Here is a 21,919-nt window from a genome sequence, read left to right on the forward strand (position 1 = left end):
TATGGGGACTTACGCCCAACTTCCGCGCGAAATCTGGATCTGTAGGGGTATATATTAAATTTCTATCTGAGTGGATATTGAATATTCCAGCACCCTTCAATTCTTGCAAAAGAGGGTCGACTGGCAGAACTCTCTGCTCAATTAGGTGGTGTTCGCGAAAATGCGTAAAATTTTTCGGCATAAACGTCGATTCCCAGTTTAGGAGTCGCTCCAGTCTGCGGCGTCGGAAAACCAGAGCCCGCCGGAACGCTCATCATTAGAAATACCCGCAGACCTAATTGCATCAAACATCACTCGATCGCAAAATATTGAAAAAGAGTAATTTAATTGAAATATATGCGCGGAACCAATAACGTCCTTACGAAAAGCTAGGCTGGCGCCTCCACTGAAATTATAAGCTTTGCCGTCAACGTATTCGTCACCTAGCTCGATCCTTAATTTAGAATTCTCCTCATCGACTGCATCCAGTACACGGACAATGTCACAAAGGAAGTGAATGGGTCCAGGCGAGCCATCGGCCAATAGAAAATCAGTTTCCGCAAATTCAAAGGCCAGAGGGTCTACTTGTTCAAAGACTCTCTTTAAACTTTGTGATACTAGCCAATAGCCGCTAAATGTGCCTTCGAGATGTTCAGGCATTCCTCCTTTTCGAGGATCATAAATTAGGCGCGGCTTTTCCCGTAATGGCGGGAATCCGCCGGCCCAAGGTCGCAGACTCCGCTTTGGCGGCGTGAGCAATTGCTTTTCATTTTCGAACACCACCCCGTGCCCTGGGCCAGGTCTGCGGGAATCCAGTGTTAAGGCGAAGAACTCGCCCTTCCTCGGTTTATTCTGGGTAGACACTTTTTTCTCCAAGGCACTTTTTCGATCAAGAGTAGCAAACTGCGCGCTTGAGATAACGGGGGGCGCTTTCTGCAGCAAACGTGCCGCCTGGGCCACGCTGCAACTGCAGCTCATCATCGCCCGCAAGTCCCTCGGCCTCGCGGGTGCGTTGAGTCGCCAGTTCGATCGCTTCACGCCATTGCGGCTGCAACTCGGTGCCGACGATGCGATAGCGATACTACGTTTCCTTGCGTTGCAGATCCTGCGCTGACGGCGGCGACTGCCCGATGGCGGCAATCGCCTGCGCCTGCTCCGCCAGTGCCGGTTGCATCAGTGCGCGCGTGGTCTCTAACTCCAGCACGCAATTGCCATCGGGTGCGGCAGCAAGTTGCGCAGCGCGTTGCGGGGATGCCGTTTCCTGTTCGTAGAGACCGCGATCGTTCGCGCCCGCAACTGCGGTCTTGACCTGGCGATGCAATTGCCCGTCGGCGTTATCGCGCATCCAGTCGGCGCTGCTCAGGCTAGGACGGTCAGTGGCATTGGCCGGCTGGCGATACGGATCTTGCTGAGCGGGTGCATCCTTCAAGGCCAATGCGGCAGCAGCGTGGGTGGCCTGGTAGTTGAGTTCGCGCTGAATCGCCCCACCGAACCGAGGCAGAGGCCAGCGCCCAGAACCAATAAAAAAGCCGCGCTCCCGAAAGAGCGCGGCTTCGACGGCATCGGCCGCCATGCGACCGATCACGTGGTTTAGAACTCTGCCCAGTCCGATTCGTTGGACGGTGCCGACGCCACGGCGGCGCGCGCGGCGGGCCTTTTAGCAGACGGCTTGCCAAGCGTCTTGGTAGCTGGCTTGCTTGGCGCGGTGGGGCGTTTGGCGGCGAGTTGGTGCACGACCGGCGTGGCGCGGGTCTGGGATTCCAGTTCGGCCGACAGACGGAACAGCGCCACCGCTTCGGTGAGCTGCTGCGCCTGATCTTCCATCGAGCGTGCGGCAGCGGTGGCTTCTTCCACCAACGCGGCGTTCTGCTGAGTGGCTTCGTCCATGTGGGTGACGGTCTGGTTGACCTGCTCGATGCCGGCCGACTGTTCCTGCGAGGCGGCGGAGATCTCGCTCATGATGTCGGTCACGCGCTGCACCGAGGAGACGATTTCGCTCATGGTGGTGCCAGCCTGATGCACCAGTGCCGAGCCTTCGGCCACCTTGCTGACCGAGTCGTCGATCAGGCTCTTGATTTCCTTGGCAGCGCCGGCCGAACGCTGTGCCAGCGTGCGTACTTCCGAGGCGACTACGGCAAACCCGCGGCCCTGTTCGCCGGCACGTGCGGCTTCCACCGCTGCGTTCAACGCCAGGATATTGGTCTGGAAGGCGATGCCATCGATGACGCTGATGATCTCGGCAATCTTCTTGGACGAGGTTTCGATACCGGACATGGTGGTGACCACCTGGCCGACCACGCTGCCGCCATGCGACGCCACGCCGGCGGCGCCGATCGCCAGCTGATTTGCCTGGCGTGCGTGTTCGGCGTTCTGCTTGACGGTCGAGGTGAGTTCTTCCATCGAGGCGGCGGTTTCTTCCAGATTGGCCGCTTGCTGCTCGGTACGCTGCGACAGATCCTGATTGCCCGCAGCAATCTCGCCGGCGGCGGTATTGATGGTCAGGGTGGAGTGCTTGATGCGGCCGACGATATCGGTCAAGCGTTGTGTGGTGGCATTGGCATCGTCACGCAGGCGCGCGAACACGCCGTGGAATTCGCCGTCCATGCGTGCGGTCAGGTCGCCATCGGCCACCGCGCCGAGCAGCTGCGACAGCTTGCCCAGGTTGCGATCGCTGACTTCCATCATCGAGTTCAAGTCCGCCACCATCACCGCAAAGTCGTACTTGAAGCGGGCTGCATCGCCGCGGGCGCTGAAGTCGCCGGCCGCTGCCGCCTGCGCCAACTGCTTGATCTCGGTGTTGATCGACAACAGGCTGGCCTTGGCCGCATCCATCGCTTCGTGCAGGATCGCGCGGCTTGCCGGCAACCGGCGTGCGTCCTGGGTCAGGTCGCCCTGCGCGTACTGGTTGAGGATGCGTACCGAGTCGGTGATGGCGTCCAGGTGTTCGAAAATCATCGTGTTGATGCCGCCGGCCAGGGTGCCGTAAACGCCGGGGAAATCTTCCGGCATGCGGTGGGTGATGTCTTCGGCCGCATGCAGGTGCGACATGCGTGCGGTCTCGTCGGAGAAGCGGCGCAGCATCTGGGTCATGCGACCGGTGGCCTCGAGCATCTGGCCGATTTCGTCGTTGCTGGTCTTGCTGATCTGCACGCTCAGATCGCCGCGCGACACCGCCTGGATGGCGCCCAGTGCCTTGGACAACGGGTTGGTGATGCTGCGTGCGATCAACCAGCCGAAGGTGATCGACAGCGCGGCCATCAACAAGGTGCCCAGCAGCAGCACCGCGCTGGTGAACTTGAACGAGGTGGCGCTGGCCGCGACCATATCGCTCAGCGCCTTGGACTGCTGCGCATACATCTTGTCGACCGAGGCGAACAGTTCCTTGCGGATCTCGCCCGACTGCTTGCGCGAAAATTCCATCGCCGCAGCGCGGTCGGGGTCTGCGTACAACGTCCGCAGCTTCACGTTGGCGGCGAAGTAGCGTGTGCTGGCATCGGCCAGCTTGGCGTATTCGGCCTTTAGCGCAGAATCCGGCCCGATCTTGGCGTCAAGCGTCTTTTGCGTTTCAGTATACTTGGCCTGGATTTCGTCCATGCGCTTGAAGAAATACGCATAGCGTTCCGGGTCGTCCAGATTGACGAACTGGCCCACTTCATAGACGCGGAATTCGCCGGCGAAACCACGCAGCTCCGACAACTTGCTCAGCACAGGCACCACATCCTCGTTGATGAGGGTGGTCTGCTGCTGCATCTGTTTCATGCGCGAAAAGCCCAAGCCACCGAGCAGGGCGGTGAGCACGGCACTGAGGCAGAACGCAAACATCAGCTTGCGGCGGATGGGCCAATCGTTGAACTTGTTCATCATGTAACTCCGGGGCGTAGCATTGCGCTGTTGTCTTGCACGCTAGCGGCCCGGAGCGATGATTCTTTATCTCTGAACAATGAGCCGGACCGTTCCAGGTCTGGGATAAATGCGCGAATTCACCTGGAAAACATGCCGATCGTCCAATATCGTTCGCACAACGACAGCATCCGATGCCGTCGTTGCGGCGGTGCAGATACCACTTAAAAATCCTGCCATTGGCTGTCGTTACCGAGCGCGACCGTGGGCGCGCTCACCGATGCGCGGCGTACGGGTGTTGCCGGTTTCGGCGCTATGGACGTCGGCTTGGCCGGGCGTGCCAACGCGGCGACGTGGGGCGCATCGGCAAGCGTGAAACGTGCGACCGCCTGCGCCAGCTGTCCGGCCTGATCTTCCATCGTGCGTGCAGCAGCGGTGGCTTCTTCCACCAGCGCGGCGTTTTGCTGGGTGGCCTCGTCCATCTGGGTGATGGTGCGATTGACCTGCTCGATGCCGGACGATTGTTCCTGCGAGGCCGCCGCAATCTCACCCATGATGTCGGTGACGCGCTGCACGCTGGCGACGATGTCGGCCATGGTGGTGCCGGCCTGGTGGACCAGCTGCGAGCCCTCGGCCACCTTGCTGACCGAATCGTCGATGAGGTGCTTGATCTCCTTCGCCGCACCGGCCGAACGCTGCGCCAAGGTGCGCACTTCCGAGGCAACAACCGCAAAACCACGACCCTGCTCGCCGGCACGCGCCGCTTCCACCGCCGCGTTCAACGCCAAAATATTGGTCTGGAAGGCGATGCCATCGATGACCGAGATGATCTCGGCGATCTTCTTCGACGACACTTCGATGCCGGACATGGTGGTGACCACCTGGGCCACCACCGCGCCGCCCTGCGAAGCAACGCCGCCCGCACCGATGGCGAGTTGATTGGCCTGGCGTGCGCTTTCGGCATTTTGTTTGACGGTGGAGGTGAGCTCTTCCATCGAAGCGGCGGTTTCTTCCAGGTTGGCCGCCTGTTGTTCGGTACGCTGCGACAGATCGCTATTGCCGGCGGCAATCTCGCTGGAGGCGGTATGGATGCTGCCGGCGGCCTGCTGGATGCGTCCGATCACCTGCGCCAGCGCTTCGGCGGTGCTGTTGGCATCGTCGCGCATGGTGGCGAACACGCCGTGGAAATCGCCGTGCATGCGTGTGCTCAGGTCGCCCTCGGCCAGGGCGCTCAGTAGACGCGATACCTCACTGATGCTCACTGCGTTGGCGTCGAGCAGGGCATTGAGTTGTTGCGCCAGCTGCAGGAAAAATCCTTGTTTTCCCGTGCTGTCGATGCGCTTGGACAGATCGCCCGCCGCAGCGCTGCGCACTACATTGGCCACGTCCACTTCCGCCCGCGCTTCGGCGGTGCGGTCGCGCCATTCGCAGACAAAGCCCAGATGCGCGCCACGCTCGTCGCGGATCGCCGACACGTTCTGCGTGATGCAGGTGGCGCGGTACTGCACTTCGCGTTGCGCTGCGCCCTGGCGGTCGAGACGCTGGTAGATTTCCGCGTCCTGCGTATTGCCCACTTCCAGCAGCGAGACCGGTTGCCCGACCAGGTTGGCGGTGCGATTGAACGCCGGCGCGCAGGCCTGGATATCGTCTGCATAGGTGTGCAGCAAAGACTGCAGCGCGGTGTTGGTGTAGATGATGGTCAGGTCCGGGTCGGCGATGTACATGCCGGTGGACGCGTTATCCAGTGCAGTGCGAATGCGCAGGTTTTCTGCGGCGATGCTGCGCTCGCGCTCCAGGCGTTCGCGCAGGTCGCGCTGCATGCGCGACAGTGCCGCCATCAGGCTGCGCGCATGTTTTGCCGCAACCGGAATCGGCTGGTCCAGGCGGCCCTCGGCAATGTGTTGCGCGGCGGCCATGGCCAACTGCGGCTCGCCGCCCAGCAGGCCGAATACCGAGCGCAGGATCCAGCCGGCGGCCAGCGCCAGGCAGACGAATGCAAGCACGACGGCGCCGCCTTGCTGCCACATCACGCGCTGGCTGTACTGCTCGGCCTGGCTGCGGTTGGCCTCGTTCAAGGCCAGGATGCGCTCGCTGATCGCGCCCATGCGGGTTTCGAGCTGGCCGAACTTGTCGGTGAAATCGCGGTACGCCGCAGCGCTGTCGGCATGCGTTTCGGCCAGCGTCGTGACCTGTTCGGCGGAGGCGATGTAAGCCTGCAGCGCGGGTGCCACCGCTTCCAGCTCGCTACGCAGTGCGGGGTCCAGCGGCAGCTTGCGGTTGGCTTGCACTGCATCGCGAAATTCGCCGGCATGTTCGCCCAGCGATACACGCGCGGCGGCAATGCCGGCATCGTCCTTGTGCGATGCGGCGAGCAGCCCGGCGGTGACGTCGCCGCGCAAGGCGTCGTGCATCATGTCGGCCTGCATGTGGTTGCGCAGCGCATCGGAAGAGATCACCTGCGCGGCGATGGCTTCCAGCAGTCCGCGCTGCCCGTTGTAGCCCACACCGCCCAGGGCCAGCAGCGCCAGTGCAGCCACCAGCACCAGAGCGCCCAACATATGCATGATCTTCATTGCGCGGTCCGTGTCAGAAGCGGAAAGACAGACCGACGCCGAGGGCGTGGTCGGGTGAGCGGTCGTTGAGGCCGCGGCTGTACACCGCGTCCAGTTGCACATCGTTGTTCAACAGCCAGGCCGAGCCGACATCGAGCAGTGCCACGGTGCCGCCATCGTCGCTCTTGGCGATCTGCGGCAATGCTACTTCGACGAAGGAGCGCACGCGATCGTTCCAGGCTTTGCCCAGTACCGCACCCAGGATGCCTGCGGTGTAGCGATGGCCGTCGCCGTCATCGTCCCAGATCACGCCGGGCATCACGCCGGCAGAGATGCTGTCGCTGAGATCCCATTCGGCCACCAGCCGGAACGAGGGACGCGCGCCGTGACCGCGCAGGGCCTGTGCGCCGCTGGGCAGATCCACATGCAGCAACCAGGCCAGCGAGGTCTTGCCATCGTCGGAGCTGGCCAGATGATGTTTGATGCCGAGCGAGACGTCGGACATACCGCTGATATTGGATTCGCCCGGCAGGTCGATGTGCTGCCAGCCATCGGTTTCCAGCCGCAATTCCCAGGTCTGGCCGAGCCCGTAGCGGAACAGCGTTGGTGTGGAATAGCCGTCGACGGAGGCATCGCGCTCCCACGCAGCGCTGGTTTCCACCTGCAGCCGATGGTTGCCGACGGTGAGGCTGGACTCGACGAAATCGGGTCGATCGGTCGCGATGGGGTCTTCGGCGCGGGCATGGCCAGCGACGCACAACAGCACAAGACAGCTGGCGAGAATAGATGACTTCATGGTGACCCCTGCAACGATCAAGTCTCGGACGCATGCGTCTGCGCGTGTTGTCTGCACTAGCGCACATGCGGTGTGTGAGCGGCTGTTGCGGTGGGGCACAGGCAGCCGTTGTCACCCAGGCTAACGGCAACGCCAGATAAATCTTTAAGCATTGCCGATGGGTGGAGCCAGGCAGGGCGGGGTGCGTGTGCAGTGCCAAGCCGCTAGCAGCGCTTGCGTCTGCTTGGTGCGGCTTTCACGCAGATGGGTGCTGGCGTTGCGGCAACGCCATGCAGCACGGGTGATGCGTTTGAAAGACGTAGCGAGTAATTGTTGGGTGCCACGTGCGTGCCGGCATCGCGCAGGCTCGGCGCAACGCGCAGTGCCGAGTGTGCCCAAGACGGCGCTTTGCACAGCCGCCGTCGCTGGATCACGCGTGCTTGAGCGCGGCTCACAAAACGTAGCGAGCAGTCGTCAGGTGGGTGTGGGCGGCGCGCTCAGAACTGGAATGTACGCGTGGTCCATGCCGCACCGAACACCGGCCGCGCCCACCTGGCGATGAGCACGGTGATTTTGTTAGCTGCTTTTAGAAATCCTGCCACTGGCTATCGTTGCCGGCCGTGTTCGCCGATGGCTTGCCCGACTGGCGCGCAGGTGCGGCGATGCGGGTGCTGCCGGTGGATGCGCGCTTGGACGAGGGCAGGGCACGGACAGCCGGCTTGGCGGCAAACGCAGCGCTTGCGGGTGCGGCCACCTGGCTGAGTTTGAACACGGCGACCGCTTCGGTGAGCTGGCCGGCCTGTTCTTCCATCGCACGCGCGGCGGCGGTGGCTTCTTCCACCAGCGCGGCATTCTGCTGGGTGGCTTCGTCCATCTGCGTCACGGTGAGATTGACCTGCTCGATGCCGCTGGATTGTTCCTGCGATGCCGCCGAGATCTCGCCCATGATGTCGGTGACGCGCTGCACGCTGGCCACGATTTCGCTCATGGTGGTGCCAGCCTGATGCACCAGCGAGGAGCCTTGCGCCACCTTGCTCACCGAGTCGTCGATCAGGTGTTTGATTTCCTTGGCCGCGCCGGCAGAGCGCTGCGCCAACGTGCGCACTTCCGAGGCCACCACGGCAAAGCCGCGGCCCTGCTCACCGGCACGCGCCGCTTCCACTGCCGCGTTCAACGCCAGGATATTGGTCTGGAAGGCGATGCCATCGATAACACTGATGATCTCGGCAATCTTCTTGGACGAGGTTTCGATACCGGACATGGTGGTGACCACCTGCGCCACCACCGCGCCGCCATGCGAAGCGACATCGGCGGCGCCGATCGCCAGCTGGTTGGCCTGACGCGCATGTTCTGCATTTTGCTTGACGGTGGAGGTGAGCTCCTCCATCGAGGCGGCGGTTTCTTCCAGATTGGCCGCCTGTTGTTCGGTGCGCTGCGACAGATCGTTATTGCCGGCGGCGATCTCGCTGGCGGCCGCATTGATCTGCGTGGCCGAGGTCTGGATGCCGGAGACAATGCCGGTGAGCTGCGCCACGGTGGCGTTGGCGTCATCGCGCATGCGTGCGAATACGCCGGCAAACTGCCCATCCATGCGCACGGTGAGGTCGCCCTCGGCCAGCGCGCTGAGCAGGCTGGAAATACGCTCCAGGCCTTGCGAGGTGGTTTCCAGCAAGCCGTTGAGCTGGCGGCCGAATTCCAGATAGAACCCGTGCTTGTCGTCCAGCGCCAGACGCTGGCCGAAATCGCCCATCAACGCCGATTGCACCAGCGCCGCCACTTCCTTCTGCGTGCTGACTTCAGTGCTGACATTGCGCCACAGCAGCATGCTGCCGCTGCGATGACCATCGGCCGCGTACAGCGGGGTCATGGTCAGATCCAGCGTCACCGGGCCGAAGCTGTAGCGCTCCGACGTGGTGGACTGCAATTGCTGCAGCTGCTGCGCACGCGCCTTGCCTTCGCTGTCGGTACCGAACACGTAGTCCAGCGGCTTGCCGACCACCGCATCGGCGCTGAAGCCGGTCTGGCCCTTGGCATGGAAAGCCGGCTCGCCGTGCTTGAACGAGGTGTGCAGCGCCTCGGTAATGAACACTGCGTTGTGTTGTTCGTCGGCCAGCAACACTTCCATCTCGGAGTGTTCCAGCGCGGTGCGGATGCGCAGGTTTTCGTTGGCGATGGCAGTGTCGCGTTCGATCCGCGCACGCAGGTCGTCCTGCATGCGCTGCATGGCGCCCATCAACCGGCCCACTTCGTCCCGACGCTGTACGGTGATGTGGTTATCGAGCTTGCCCGAGGCGATCGCATCGGCCACGCCCACTGCCGATTCTAGCGGGCGCACCACCTGGCGACGCAGCAGCAGGAACAACGCACCGCTGAGCACCACCGCCGAGCCCAGGCCCACCAGCAGGATCGTCCACAGCAGGTGATGCGCCTGCTGCATGATGGCCGCATACGGCACCACCACGCCCAGCGCAAAACGCTCCTGCGCCTTGCCGATCTGCAGCGGCACATACGCACTCACCGTGCCGTCGGCATCGGGAGTGAAATCCACCGAATCCTTGCCGTCCTTGATCGCATCGAGCATGGCGCGGTGGCGCGCGTCGGTGAGCGGCTTGCCGATGCGCGCGGTATCGCGCGATGACAACACCACGCCGGCGGGCGACAGCAGTTCGACATACCCATTGTCCATCGGGCGCAATGCACCCAGGCGCTGCTGCAACGCAGCCAGTGCCACGTCCACGGTCACGGCACCCAGATACTTGCCGTCCTGCAGGATCGGCGTGGACAAGGTGGTCATCAGCACCGTCTTGCCGCCAATCTTGTAGTCGTAGGGTTCGGCAACGGTTTGCCGCAGCAGTGTGCGCGGCTTGAGATTCCAGTCGCCAAGGCCCGGGGTTTCGTAATCGGTGAGCGGCTCACGCACCAGCGTCTGGCCATCGCGCCCCCAATACGTCATGAACCGGCCGGTGGCGTCGTGGCCCTTGGCGTTTGCAAAGTCGCTGTCCTTGCCATCGAAGGCCTGCGCTTCCCACAGCGTGCCCATGCCCACCCACTCGGGGTGATCCTGCAGCTGGTCGTGTATTACCGCAGCCGCCGTATCGCGGCTGATGCCGCCATTGGCGCGTTGCACCAGCAAGCTGGTGGCCAGCGATTGGCCGGTGGTCAGTGCCTGACCCAGTTCGCTGCCGATCTGCTCGGCCTGGTAGCGCGCGGCATTCTGCATCGTGGCCTGGGCAGACGCACTCAGTGCACGACTGCTTTGCCAATAGGTGATGGCAGCGGTCAGGCCGAAGCACAGCGAGGCGATGACCGCGGTGCCGAACATCAGGCGGTACGCAAGGCGGCCGCCGAAACGTGAGTGCGTGGAAAGCGAGGTCATGGGCGTGGCTGCAAAGGGAGGGGAAGAACCCGCTGACGCGGATTAGCAGGTAGCGCGATCAGCACCATCAGGAGCGCGGCGGTCAGGTGGGCGCGGACGATGTTCGGAATCGGCATGTACCCCCCCGACACCACTTTCCTCCGCGCCCTACCGGTCTGACAGCCACGTGCGACGTGTTGCCGGCCGCTATTAGTAAGCCGCCAACGCCACTCGCTTGGGTGCGCGCATGCCTGCATTGCCATGCTGAGTAGCGGATACAGCAACCACCCGGAACGTCGACACCGCATCGTCCAGCTGCTGCGCCTGCTGCTGCATCGCGTTGGCGGCAGCGGTGGCTTCTTCCACCAGTGCGGCGTTCTGCTGGGTGCTCTCGTCCATCTGGGTGATGGTGAGATTGACCTGTTCGATGCCGGCCGACTGTTCCTGCGAGGCGGCGGAGATCTCGCTCATGATGTCGGTCACGCGCTGCACCGAGGACACGATGTCGGCCATGGTCTTGCCGGCCTGATCCACCAGTGCCGACCCCTGCGCCACCTTGCCGACCGAGTCGTCGATCAGATGCTTGATCTCTTTCGCCGCACCGGCCGAGCGCTGTGCGAGCGTGCGCACCTCGGAGGCGACCACCGCGAAACCGCGGCCTTGCTCGCCGGCACGCGCCGCTTCCACCGCCGCGTTCAACGCCAGGATGTTGGTCTGGAACGCGATGCCGTCGATGACACTGATGATCTCGGCGATTTTCTTGGACGAGGTCTGGATGCCGGACATGGTGTCCACCACCTGGCTCACCACCTGGCCGCCCTGCGATGCGACGCTGGCCGCGCCGATCGCCAACTGGTTGGCCTGACGCGCGCTCTCGGCATTCTGTTTGACGGTCGAGGTGAGCTCTTCCATCGAGGCGGCGGTTTCTTCCAGATTGGCCGCCTGTTGTTCGGTGCGCTGCGACAGATCGTTGTTGCCGGCGGCGATTTCGCTGGCCGAGCCGGTGATCGAACCGGCCGCCTGCTGGATGCGCCCGACGATGCCGGCCAGCTGCGTGGCCGTGGTGTTGGCATCGTCCCGCATACGTGCGAACACGCCGTGGAACTCGCCGTCCATGCGCGCGGTGAGGTCGCCTTCGGCCAATGCGGCCAGCAGCTCGGACAGCTTGCCCAGGTTGCGGTCGCTGACTTCCATCATCGCGTTGAGGTCGTTGATCATGCGCGCCGAATCGTGCTTGAAGCGCGTTGCATCGCCACGCTGGCTGAAATCGCCGCTGGCCGCTGCCTGCGCCAGTCGCTTGATCTCGGTGTTGATGGCCAGCAGGCTGGCTTTGGCTGCGTCGACCGCTTCGTGCAGTACCGCACGCGTGCCAGGCAGGCGGACCGCATCGCGCGACAGGTCGCCTTGTGCGTATTCGTTGAGGATGCCGATGGCATCGACGATGGCATCCAGGTGCTCGAAGAGCATGGTGTTGATGCCGGAGGCCAGCTCGCCATAGACGCCGGGGAAATCGGTGGGCATGCGGTGGGTGACGTCGTCGCCGGCATGCATGTGCATCATCACCTTGGTCTGCGCGGAGAAGCGCTCCAGGGTGTGCACCATGTCGTCGGTGGCCTTGAGCATCTGGCCGATTTCATCGTTGCCATGTTCGGCAGTGCGCACGCTCAAATCGCCACGTGCCACGCCCTTGATCGCGGCCAATGCGCGCGAGACCGGCTCCAGGATCGAGTTGCCGATCATCCAGCCGACCAGCAGGTTGAGCAGCATCAGCACGCCACCGGCCAGGGTCACGATGCCGGTAAACGCCAGCGCCTGCGACTGGGTGTCGTCCAGATACACACCGGTGCCGATCACCCAGCCCCACGGCTTGTACAGCGCCGCATACGAGGTTTTCTGCACCGGGTCCTTCTGCCCGGGCTTGGCCCAGGTGTAATCGACATAGCCGCCGCCAGCCTGCGCGGCGGTCACGAACGCCGGGAAAATACGCTTGCCGTCCGGGCTGAGCACATCGGTCAACGGCTTGCCATTGAGGTCCGGGCGGGTGGGATGCATCAGCATCACCGGCGCCTGGTCGGTGACGTAGATGTAGTCCACGCCACCGCGTGCGCGCATGGTTGACAAGGTGGACAGCGCTCTGCTCTTTGCAGTGGCCACGTCCATCTCGCCCTTGTCGGCGCGCTCGGCGTAGCCGTTGACCACCGCCATCGCCATTTCGATCTGGCTCTTGAGCCCGTCGCGACGCGTATCGGTGAGATCGACGTACTGCATGCGTGCCGCGATGACGGCAAGGATGATGATGCCCAATGCAACGAGCGCGGTTTGGGCGAAGAATTTGCGCTTGAGCGGCACATTGGCCAACGTCTTTGCGAGCGAGCTCTTGAACGTCATGACAGGTATCCAGCGAGAGGATTGTGACCGGGATAAGTCAAATAGCGACCCGGTAATAGAAATGTTGAGCATTGCGTGACGTCAATTGCTCCGGCACGGCGTGCAACGCACCGACATCTGGCCGGCACGCCATCGCCTGCGTCGCGACAGCGCCCTCTGTTGACGCCTACACACCGAAACATGCAGGCACCGCGCGGCGCGCACGATCCGCTGCAAGGCAGATCACGTGAAGCGGTACAGCGTGTTGTAGAGGGAATGGCGATGGCCGTACTGCGGCCGATCGGCGCACGCCGGAATGCGCTTAGCGGTGCTGCGGCGTGCCGACCTTGGCCACCGAAGCCTGCAGGTTCTGCAGCTCGGTCCAGAGTATCTGGTGGGTATCGCCGGGCTGGCCAAGCGACAAGGCTTGCGCTTGGTACAGGTCACCAGCATGCAGGGCGCGATTGGCCAGACGCTGTTGCGCCAGGTACTGGCCCAGCTGCTGCTGCACCACTGCAAACTGGCGCGCCTGCTCACCCTGCGGCGCAGTGGCCTGGAAATAGCCGGCATGCCGGGCGATGCGTTGACGCAGGTTGCCCATGCGCTCGTCATAGGCCTGCACGCGTGCCGCATCGTGCGCGGCGGCGAGCTGGGCACGTTGGTCGTCGCGCAATTGCACCAGGTCGATGGCAAGCGACTGCAGTGCGCTCACCGGCACGCTGTCCAGCAGCACGGAGACCGGTGCGGCCGGTGCGGCAAACGAGGGCGGCAACGACACGCCCGCTGCCAGCACGGCGACGGCGAATGCGGCGCCCAGCATGTTGCGGGCAGAGCGGATGGAATTGGCGGTGTGCATGCGGACATCCTTCGACATGGCGCGGGCGCTTCCGCCCTCATTGCTGTGTGTATCGGCCGCAGAAGCTTGCGCTTGATCACCTTTCGACCAACGGCAGCGCAGGCGGGTGAATCGTTGGTGTGGTGAAGCGCCCGATGATGCGGGTTTGTAGCGTCCCGATAGCAGAACGCCCCGGTGGTTGGCCGGGGCGTTCTGGGGCTTTGGGTGAGGCGGCGTGAGGACGACTGGTGCCGTGACGCTGAGCCGTCCCCTCATCCGAATCCACCTCCGTGCGGGAGGTGGGCGAGAGCCGTGCGCTTAAAACTCGCGCCAGTTCGCCTGGCTGTCGGCGGTCGTTGCCAGGGCTGGGCGCGAGGCCACCGCGGGTTTGATCGCGGGCTTCGCTTTCACAGATCCAAGGTGGCGGGGCACACCCGTCGGGGCGACGGATGTCAGCCGCTGCGGGGCAGGGCGGGTTGCCGTTGCCGGCTGCGTCTGGCCGGGGTGGAGTTTGAAGATCGCCACCGCATCGGACAACTGGCCGGCCTGCTCTTCCATCGCCCGTGCAGCGGCGGTGGCTTCTTCCACCAGCGCGGCGTTTTGCTGGGTGGCTTGGTCCATCTGCGTCACGGTGAGGTTGACCTGCTCGATGCCGGCCGACTGCTCCTGCGAAGCGGCGGAGATCTCGCCCATGATGTCGGTCACGCGCTGCACGCTGGCCACGACCTCGGTCATGGTGGTGCCGGCCTGGTCTACCAGTCGCGAACCTTCGGCGACCTTGCTCACCGAGTCGTCGATCAGGTCCTTGATCTCTTTCGCCGCACCGGCCGAGCGTTGCGCCAGGGTGCGTACTTCGCTGGCCACCACCGCAAAGCCGCGGCCCTGGTCGCCGGCACGCGCCGCTTCCACTGCCGCATTCAAGGCCAGGATATTGGTCTGGAACGCGATGCCGTCGATGACGCTGATGATGTCGGCAATCTTTTTCGACGAGGCCTGGATATCGGCCATGGTCGCGACGACCTTGCTGACCACTTCGCCACCTTGCGAGGCCACGTTGGCGGCACCGATGGCGAGCTGATTGGCCTGGCGTGCGCCTTCGGCGTTCTGCTTGACGGTGGAGGTGAGTTCCTCCATCGACGCGGCGGTTTCTTCCAGGTTGGCGGCCTGTTGTTCGGTGCGCTGCGACAGGTCGTTGTTGCCGGCAGCGATTTCGCCGGCAGCGGTATTGATCGAGCTGGTGGCCAGCTGGATACGCCCGACGATGCCGGACAACTGCGCGGTGGTGGCATTGGCGTTGTCGCGCATCTGCGCAAACACGCCATGGAACTGGCCCTGCATGCGCTCGGTCAGGTCGCCGGCGGCAATGGCCTGCAGCACCTTGGACAACGCACCCAGATTGCCGTCGGCGGTCGCCATCAACTGGTTGAGGCTTTCCACCATCGCCAGAAAATCATGCTGAAACCGCTGCGTATCGCCACGCACGCTGAAGTCGCCATTGGCGGCGGCCTGCGCAAGCAACTGGATCTCGCTATTCATTGCCGAGAGATTGCGCTTGACGGCATCCATGGTGTCGGTGAGCACGGCCTTCTCGCCGGGCAGGCGGTCCATGTCCTGACTCAGGTCGCCGATGGCATAGCGCGACATGATCTGCGCCAGCTTCATCTTTACTTCGATATGCGATGCGACCAGTGCATTGGTGTCGCGCACCATGGTGCCGTATTCGCCGGGAAACGCCGCCTGATCCATACGGAAGCTGATCTGGCCAGCGTCGTGCCGGCGCGCCATGTCCTGCTGCGCAGCGGCCACGGCTTTGAGCTGATCCTGCATGCCGCGCATGCTGGTCAACAATTGACCAGGCTCGTCGCGCGGCTGCGGGCCGATCGGATTATCCAGCTTGCCGTGTGCGATCGCCTCGGCCACCTGGGTGGCCTGTTGCAAGGGGCGCACCAGGCTGCGCGAAATCAGCCACGCCAGTGCAGCGGCCAGGCCGGCCGACAACAGGCCGAAGGCGATCAAGGCGCGATTGGCCAGCGCCACACTGCTCAGGATCGTGTCTGCACCGGCGGCGTTCTGCTGGTTCTGCAATTCCACCGCCGCGGCGATCGCCTTGGAGCGGCGTTCCAGCAAGGGCTGCGCTTCGCCATTCAACAGCTGCTTGGCGCCGTCGAGATTGCCATCGCGCACCATGCCGAGCAGGCGGTTGTTGGTGGCACGGGCAGCGGTGAGGCTGTCCTGGATGGCCTGGCGCGCGCGCATGCCGTCGGTGTTGGTCGGCAGCTGCTGCAGCGCGGCCCACAGTTGTGCGTAATGCGCACGATTTTCCTTGAGCTGTGCATCGACGGTGGGCAGTTGTTGCGGTGCGGCCAGCATGAAGTCACGCATGTAGCGCTCGCCGAGCATGTTGCTTTCGCGCATCTGGTTGAGCAGCGCGGCCTTGCGATTGTTGACCTCGATGATGATCGAGACCTGGTTTTTGACGGTCTTGAACTCGTACAGCGCCAGGGTGGTGGAGCCGGCCAACAAAACGATCAGCAACGCGAATGCCAACGCCAGGCGTCGCCCGACGGTCAGGGAGTGCAGGAATTTCATGGTGATTCTCTAAGGGAGGGTGGGAAAGAGGTACACCGGTAGCGTTCGCTCGCCCGGTTTCTTAAGCCACTCGGGCTCGCTTGGCACGCTTGCGTTCAGCGCGGTCGACGCGAACACGACGCAGTGGCGCGATGTGCAGGGCCGCTGGCGCGTGTAACGGGATGACACAGGCACCGTGGTTTGCAAGCCATTGCAAGCCTTCTATTCCGCGGTGCTGAGCGCTGTGGGCTACGTGGTTTCCCAGGGCGGCATCGTGTGCCGGTACTGGAGGCGCGCGACCACGAGCGGCTTCCTGCATACCCGTAGAAACGCACAAGCCCCGGCATCGCTGCCAGGGCTTGGTGGTGCAGGCCGCGTAACCGCAGCCGATGCCGCGAAAGACCTCAGAACTCGTGCCAGCTGGTGTCCCCACCTGAGGCGGCTGCCAGGGTGGGGCGTGCCACGGTTTTCGTTTTGCTCGCCGGTGCGGCGGTGGCGGCAGCGCGCTTGGCCACAGGCGTTTTGAGCGGCTTGCGCGCTGTCGGGGCGGGGCGCGCCGGTGCCATCGTCACCGCAGCGGTGGGCTGCAGCTTGAAGATCGCTACGGCATCGGACAGCTGGCCGGCCTGTTCTTCCATCGACCGTGCGGCGGCGGTGGCTTCTTCCACCAGCGCGGCATTCTGCTGGGTGGCTTCGTCCATCTGCGTCACAGTGAGGTTGACCTGCTCGATGCCGCTGGATTGCTCCTGCGATGCGGCAGAGATCTCGCCCATGATGTCGGTGACGCGCTGCACGCTGGCCACGATATCGGCCATGGTCTTGCCGGCCTGGTCCACCAGCAGCGAGCCTTCGGCGACCTTGCCGACCGAGTCGTCGATCAAGTGCTTGATCTCTTTTGCGGCACCGGCAGAGCGCTGCGCCAATGTGCGCACTTCGGAAGCAACCACGGCGAAACCGCGGCCCTGTTCGCCGGCACGTGCCGCTTCCACTGCTGCGTTCAAGGCCAGGATATTGGTCTGGAAAGCGATGCCGTCGATGACCGAGATGATCTCGGCGATCTTCTTCGACGACACCTCGATGCCGGACATGGTGGTGACCACCTGCGCGACCACATCGCCGCCTTGCGAGGCCACCGTCGCTGCGCCGATGGCGAGCTGATTGGCTTGACGCGCATGCTCGGCGTTCTGCTTGACGGTGGAGGTGAGCTCCTCCATCGAGGCGGCGGTTTCTTCCAGGTTGGCCGCTTGTTGTTCGGTACGTTGCGACAGATCCTGGTTGCCGGCGGCAATCTCGCTGGCCGCGGCATTGATCGACACGGTGGCGTGCTGAATCCGCCCGACGATGCCAGACAACTGCTCGGTGGTGGCATTGGCATCGTCGCGCATCTGCGCGAACACGCCATTGAACTCGCCGTGCATCTGCGCCGTCAGGTCGCCGGCTGCAATCGCCTGCAACACCCCCGACAACGCGCGCAGGTTGGTGTCGGAGGTGGCCATCAAGGTGTTGAGGCTCGCCACCATCGCGTGGAAGTCGTACTGGAAGCGCTGCGCATCGCCGCGCACGCTGAAGTCGCCATTGGCGGCGGCCTGCGCCAGCATCTTGATCTCGCTGTTCATCGAAGAGAGATTGCGCTTGACGGTGTCCATGGTGTCGGTGAGCACGGCCTTTTCGCCGGGCAGCCGTTGCATGTCCTGGCTCAGGTCACCGATGGCATAGCGCGACATGATCTGCGTCAGCTGCATCTTCACCGCGATATGCGAGCCGACCAGGGCATTGGTATCGCGCACCATGGTGCCGTAGTCGCCAGGAAATGCGTCTGCGTCCATGCGGTAGCTGATCTGGCCGGCGTCGTGGCGTTGCGCCATGTCCGATTGCGCGGCCAGCACGGCCTGCAGCTGGCGCTGCATGCCTTGCATGCTGTGTAGCAACTGACCGGCCTCGTCGCGGCTATCGACCTGGATGGTGTTGTCCAGTTTGCCCTGCGCAATGGCGCCGGCCACGCGGGTGGCGCGACCGAGCGGGCCAGCGATGCTGCGTGCGATGAACCAGCCGGCGAAGGCGGCCAGCAACACCACCAGCGTCATCGCCGCGATCATCACCTGCACCGAGCGTTGGTAGGTGGCTTCGGCTTTTGCGATTTCGCTGGTCATTTGCGCGCTGTTGAACTTGGTCAGCTCAACGAGTTTGGCAAACAGTTCGCGTCGCGCCGGACGTGATTGCTCGTCGGATACGGTATTGGCGGTGGCCAGATCATCGGCGCGTATGGCGGCGCTGAGCGCAGCGTTGGCCTTGTAGTAATCAGCCAGTTTCAGCTTGACCGCATCGTATAGCTCGGCCTCTTTGCCGGGCGTGGTGGTCTTGGCGTAAGCGCTTTGTGCGACATCGATGTCGGCACGCGCCTTGTCCATACGCTCGAAATAATTCTGCACTGCCTTCGGGTCGTCGGCATGTGCCAGCTGGGCCAGTTCGTAGGTGCGGAATTCGCCGAGCAGGGCGCGCATTTCGCTCAACTGCTGCACCGCCGGCGCCCAGACATTACCGATATCGCGCAATAGCTGCGCGCTGGATTGCATGCGCACCAATGCGAAAGCGCCAAGGCTTACGGTAATCAGTGCGGTAAACGAAAACGCCACGGCCAACTTGCGCGCGACGGCAAGATTGCGAAACCAGTTCATAGCGGTCATCTCATGTTGCAGAGAGCGACTGGCCGCACGGGCGGCCGGCAAGATGCGGGCGCGCGAGATGATGGCTGAGTCGAACGATCCGGACGAAGGGCCAGATTTTCCGTCGGTCGTGTCGGGCCGGACGGGTATTGCTGATGCCGGCAGCCCCCATACTGCCGGCGATCTCTCCAACCCCGATCGCTCATCGATCGCGTTAAGAGCGTTGCGCCGCGGCATCCGTGCCGCGGGATGTTGCCTTACGCTGCCTGCGGCACCTTCAACGAGCGCACCAGTCCGCCGATATCCACGATCAGCGACACACGGCCATCGCCCAGGATGGTGGCGCCAGAGACGCCCGGAATGCGGCGGTAGTTGTTTTCGATGTTCTTGACGACAACCTGTTGCTGGCCGAGCAGTTCGTCCACTTCCAGCGCGATCTTCTGGCCGTCGCCTTCGACCACCACCACCAGCGGTTCCTTCGAGGACTGTTGCCCGCCGAATCCGTAGTAATTGGTGAGCGAGAGAATCGGCAGATACTCGCCACGCACCCGCAGCACCCGGCCTTCGCCTGCCATCGAGCGGACGTCTTCGGCGGCCGGCTGCAGCGCTTCGAGCACGTAGGACAGCGGCAGGATCAGCGTTTCGCCGGCCACCGAGACGGTCATGCCGTCCAGAATGGCAAGGGTCAGCGGCAGACGGATCAGCACGCGGGTACCGCTGCCGGCGCTGCTTTCCAGCTGTACTTCTCCACCCAAGCCCTGGATGTTGCGGCGGACCACGTCCATGCCCACGCCACGACCGGAGAGATCGGTGACGGCATCGGCGGTGGAGAAGCCCGGTGCGAAGATCAGGTCCCACACCTGCGAATCGGTCGGGTTGTCCGGCACGGCGATGCCGCGTTCGGCCGCTTTTTCCAGGATCTTGGCGCGATTGAGGCCACGGCCGTCGTCGCTGACTTCGATCACGATGTGGCCACCCTGATGCGAGGCCGCCAAGGTAATCGTGCCGGTCTCGTCCTTGCCGGAGGCGCGGCGCGCATCGGGCATTTCCAGACCATGGTCGATCGAGTTGCGCACAAGGTGCACGAGCGGGTCGGCGATCTTTTCGATCAAGCCCTTATCCAGTTCGGTGCTTTCGCCAATGGTGCGTAGACGCACCTGCTTGCCGAGACGGCTGGACAGGTCGCGCACCAGGCGCGGGAAGCGGCGGAACACCGCATCGACGGGCAGCATGCGCACGCCGATGACCGCTTCCTGCAGATCGCGGGTATTGCGCTCGAGCAGATCCAGACCGGCGAACAGCTGTTCGGCATGCGCCGGATCCAGCCCGGCGGAGACCTGCTTGAGCATGGCCTGCGTAATCACCAACTCGCCGACCAGGTTGATCAATGCATCGACCTTGTCGACGCTGACGCGGATGGAGCTTTCGGCTTCTGCGGCGGCGGCCTTGGCTGGCGTCGCAGCAGCAGCGGCAGGCTCAGCGGCTGCGGCAGCGGCCGGTGCAACGGCCGCTACTGGCGCTGCGGCGTCTACCGCCAGGCTCGGCGGCGGGCCGGGCACCGCCATCGGGCGGATGTCCAGCTCGCAATCGTCCACCACCCAGGCGAAGGTGTCTTCGATCTTGCTGCGCGGAATCTTGCCGATCAGGCCCAGATCCCACGCCAGATAGGCTTCCAGCGGGTCGATGCTTTCAAAGCCCGGCATGCGCTCCAGACGCGCGGCAATCTGCAGCGGGCCAAGGTGCTCCAGCTCGCGGATGATGCGCAGCGGGTCGTTGCCGCTCATGAACAGCGACGGCGCCGGGGTGAAACCGATATGCCAGGCTTCGGGTTCTTCTTCCTTCGGCTTGGCGACCACCACCGCAACCGGCGCTTCGCCGGCCAGCACCGCGTTCAAGCGCGTATGCACGGCCTTGACCGCGGCCGGGTCGGCGGGAGTGCCGTGTTCGGCTTCGCGCAGCAGGGCGCGCAGCACATCGACCGAGCCGAGCATGGCGTCGACCGCATTGGGTTCGAGCTGGCGCTTGTTGGAGCGCAACTCGTCCAGCAGCGTCTCCAGCACGTGGGTCAGACCGGCGACGGCCTCGAACCCGAAAGTGGCTGCGCCACCCTTGATGGAGTGTGCGGCGCGGAACACCGAGTTGATGATTTCCGGGTCGCGGTTGCCCTCTTCAAGGGACAACAGCCCGGCCTCCATCGCGTCGAGCCCTTCACGGCTTTCCTCGAAAAAGGTGGCGTGGAAACGTTGCAGGTCCATGCTCATGGGCGTGAGATCCGATGGTGAAGCGAGTAAGGATTAACCGAGAACTTTCTGCACGGTGGCGATCAGCTGTTCTGGATTGAACGGCTTGACCAGCCAACCGGTGGCACCGGCGGCCTTGCCTTCGGACTTCTTGTCGGCCGCCGATTCGGTGGTGAGCATCAGCATCGGGGTGAACTTGTAGTCCGGCAGCTGGCGCAGCTCGCGAATCAGCGAGATGCCGTCCATGTTGGGCATGTTCACGTCGGTCACCACCGCATTGAAGCGCTGGCCCTTCGCGCGGCCCAGCGCAACTGCGCCGTCTTCGGCTTCTTCGACGGCAAAGCCGGCGGAGGTGAGGGCGAAAGAGACCATCTGGCGCATTGACGCCGAATCGTCCACCACCAAGATACGTGCGCTCATGCGGCGTTCTCCACAGATTTCAGGTTGTCATTGGATGCGGAAAGTCCCAGTGCGTCGGTGACGCCGAGCAGACGTGCCGCATCTCTAAAAGTGTCGTTGCAGCCATCGAATTCGGTATGCAGACCGGCCTGGCGGCGACTCTGCACAAAGGCGCAGAGCAACTGCACGCTGGCGGTGTGGATGCGGCGGACTTCACCGGCATCAAGCACCAGGTCGCCGCCCTGGGTAAGGAATCCGGCAAGCTTCTGCTTGAGGTCGGCGCTGGTCTCGATGCCGAGATCCTCACCCAATATCACTGTGCTCATTGTTGCTCCGAACGGCTGGT

At 63.6% G+C, this 21,919-nt stretch carries 12 protein-coding genes, 1 other RNA gene and 1 pseudogene; all 14 read right to left on the bottom strand.

Annotated features, from left to right (window positions below; genetic code table 11):
• Positions 1 to 198: 198 nt before the first annotated feature.
• A complete protein-coding gene (locus tag VC212_RS13565; RefSeq protein ID WP_238691669.1) occupies positions 199 to 855 on the bottom strand; it encodes a DUF1629 domain-containing protein in 657 nt (218 codons plus the stop codon).
• Positions 829 to 1,453, bottom strand: a pseudogene (locus VC212_RS13570) (hypothetical protein); the annotation flags it as partial. The gene VC212_RS13565 and the pseudogene VC212_RS13570, both read right to left, overlap by 27 nt.
• Positions 1,454 to 1,569: 116 nt before the next feature.
• On the bottom strand, positions 1,570 to 3,840 hold the full coding sequence (locus VC212_RS13575) for a methyl-accepting chemotaxis protein (protein ID WP_323526065.1): 2,271 nt from the start codon (positions 3,838 to 3,840) through the stop codon (positions 1,570 to 1,572).
• Positions 3,841 to 4,043: 203 nt separating this feature from the next.
• On the bottom strand, positions 4,044 to 6,392 hold the full coding sequence (locus VC212_RS13580) for a methyl-accepting chemotaxis protein (protein WP_323526066.1): 2,349 nt from the start codon (positions 6,390 to 6,392) through the stop codon (positions 4,044 to 4,046).
• 13 nt (positions 6,393 to 6,405) lie between these two features.
• Entirely contained in the window at positions 6,406 to 7,167 is a 762-nt protein-coding gene (locus tag VC212_RS13585; RefSeq protein WP_323526067.1) for a transporter, read from the bottom strand.
• Positions 7,168 to 7,594: 427 nt separating this feature from the next.
• A non-coding RNA gene (locus VC212_RS13590) (sX9 sRNA) lies at positions 7,595 to 7,671 on the bottom strand.
• 61 nt (positions 7,672 to 7,732) lie between these two features.
• Complete coding sequence (locus VC212_RS13595) at positions 7,733 to 10,522, bottom strand: methyl-accepting chemotaxis protein (protein WP_323526068.1); 2,790 nt, start codon at positions 10,520 to 10,522, stop codon at positions 7,733 to 7,735.
• A gap of 189 nt (positions 10,523 to 10,711) precedes the next feature.
• Positions 10,712 to 12,889: a methyl-accepting chemotaxis protein gene (locus VC212_RS13600; RefSeq protein ID WP_115527713.1), complete on the bottom strand. Its 2,178-nt coding sequence runs from the start codon at positions 12,887 to 12,889 to the stop codon at positions 10,712 to 10,714.
• A 301-nt stretch (positions 12,890 to 13,190) separates the two neighbouring features.
• Positions 13,191 to 13,724 (bottom strand): hypothetical protein, encoded by a 534-nt coding sequence (locus tag VC212_RS13605; RefSeq protein WP_115514501.1) that lies wholly within the window; start codon positions 13,722 to 13,724, stop codon positions 13,191 to 13,193.
• A 297-nt stretch (positions 13,725 to 14,021) separates the two neighbouring features.
• Positions 14,022 to 16,292, bottom strand: a complete 2,271-nt coding sequence (locus VC212_RS13610) for a methyl-accepting chemotaxis protein (protein WP_323526069.1) — start codon at positions 16,290 to 16,292, stop codon at positions 14,022 to 14,024.
• Between the two features lie 383 nt (positions 16,293 to 16,675).
• Positions 16,676 to 18,946 carry a methyl-accepting chemotaxis protein gene (locus tag VC212_RS13615; RefSeq protein ID WP_323526070.1) on the bottom strand — a complete coding sequence of 757 codons (2,271 nt, stop codon included), beginning with the start codon at positions 18,944 to 18,946 and terminating at the stop codon, positions 16,676 to 16,678.
• A 245-nt stretch (positions 18,947 to 19,191) separates the two neighbouring features.
• The gene (locus VC212_RS13620) at positions 19,192 to 21,195 is read right to left on the bottom strand and encodes a chemotaxis protein CheA (protein WP_115561957.1); all 2,004 of its coding nucleotides are present in this window, start codon (positions 21,193 to 21,195) and stop codon (positions 19,192 to 19,194) included.
• Between the two features lie 33 nt (positions 21,196 to 21,228).
• A complete protein-coding gene (locus VC212_RS13625) occupies positions 21,229 to 21,594 on the bottom strand; it encodes a response regulator (protein WP_002806565.1) in 366 nt (121 codons plus the stop codon).
• Complete coding sequence (locus tag VC212_RS13630) at positions 21,591 to 21,899, bottom strand: STAS domain-containing protein (RefSeq protein WP_104615506.1); 309 nt, start codon at positions 21,897 to 21,899, stop codon at positions 21,591 to 21,593. The genes VC212_RS13625 and VC212_RS13630 overlap by 4 nt, the downstream gene beginning before the upstream one ends.
• Positions 21,900 to 21,919: the final 20 nt, after the last annotated feature.

It is taken from the genome of Xanthomonas sp. WHRI 8932A (assembly GCF_035012785.1).
GTDB lineage: Bacteria > Pseudomonadota > Gammaproteobacteria > Xanthomonadales > Xanthomonadaceae > Xanthomonas.

Bases quoted from the DNA above. Each gene is read 5' to 3' on its own strand.
- VC212_RS13575 (WP_323526065.1), bottom strand. From the start codon at position 3,840: ATGAACAAGTTCAACGATTGGCCCATCCGCCGCAAGCTGATGTTTGCG.
- VC212_RS13580 (WP_323526066.1), bottom strand. From the start codon at position 6,392: ATGAAGATCATGCATATGTTGGGCGCTCTGGTGCTGGTGGCTGCACTG.
- VC212_RS13585 (WP_323526067.1), bottom strand. From the start codon at position 7,167: ATGAAGTCATCTATTCTCGCCAGCTGTCTTGTGCTGTTGTGCGTCGCT.
- VC212_RS13595 (WP_323526068.1), bottom strand. From the start codon at position 10,522: ATGACCTCGCTTTCCACGCACTCACGTTTCGGCGGCCGCCTTGCGTAC.
- VC212_RS13600 (WP_115527713.1), bottom strand. From the start codon at position 12,889: ATGACGTTCAAGAGCTCGCTCGCAAAGACGTTGGCCAATGTGCCGCTC.
- VC212_RS13605 (WP_115514501.1), bottom strand. From the start codon at position 13,724: ATGCACACCGCCAATTCCATCCGCTCTGCCCGCAACATGCTGGGCGCC.
- VC212_RS13610 (WP_323526069.1), bottom strand. From the start codon at position 16,292: ATGAAATTCCTGCACTCCCTGACCGTCGGGCGACGCCTGGCGTTGGCA.
- VC212_RS13615 (WP_323526070.1), bottom strand. From the start codon at position 18,946: ATGAACTGGTTTCGCAATCTTGCCGTCGCGCGCAAGTTGGCCGTGGCG.
- VC212_RS13620 (WP_115561957.1), bottom strand. From the start codon at position 21,195: ATGAGCATGGACCTGCAACGTTTCCACGCCACCTTTTTCGAGGAAAGC.
- VC212_RS13625 (WP_002806565.1), bottom strand. From the start codon at position 21,594: ATGAGCGCACGTATCTTGGTGGTGGACGATTCGGCGTCAATGCGCCAG.
- VC212_RS13630 (WP_104615506.1), bottom strand. From the start codon at position 21,899: ATGAGCACAGTGATATTGGGTGAGGATCTCGGCATCGAGACCAGCGCC.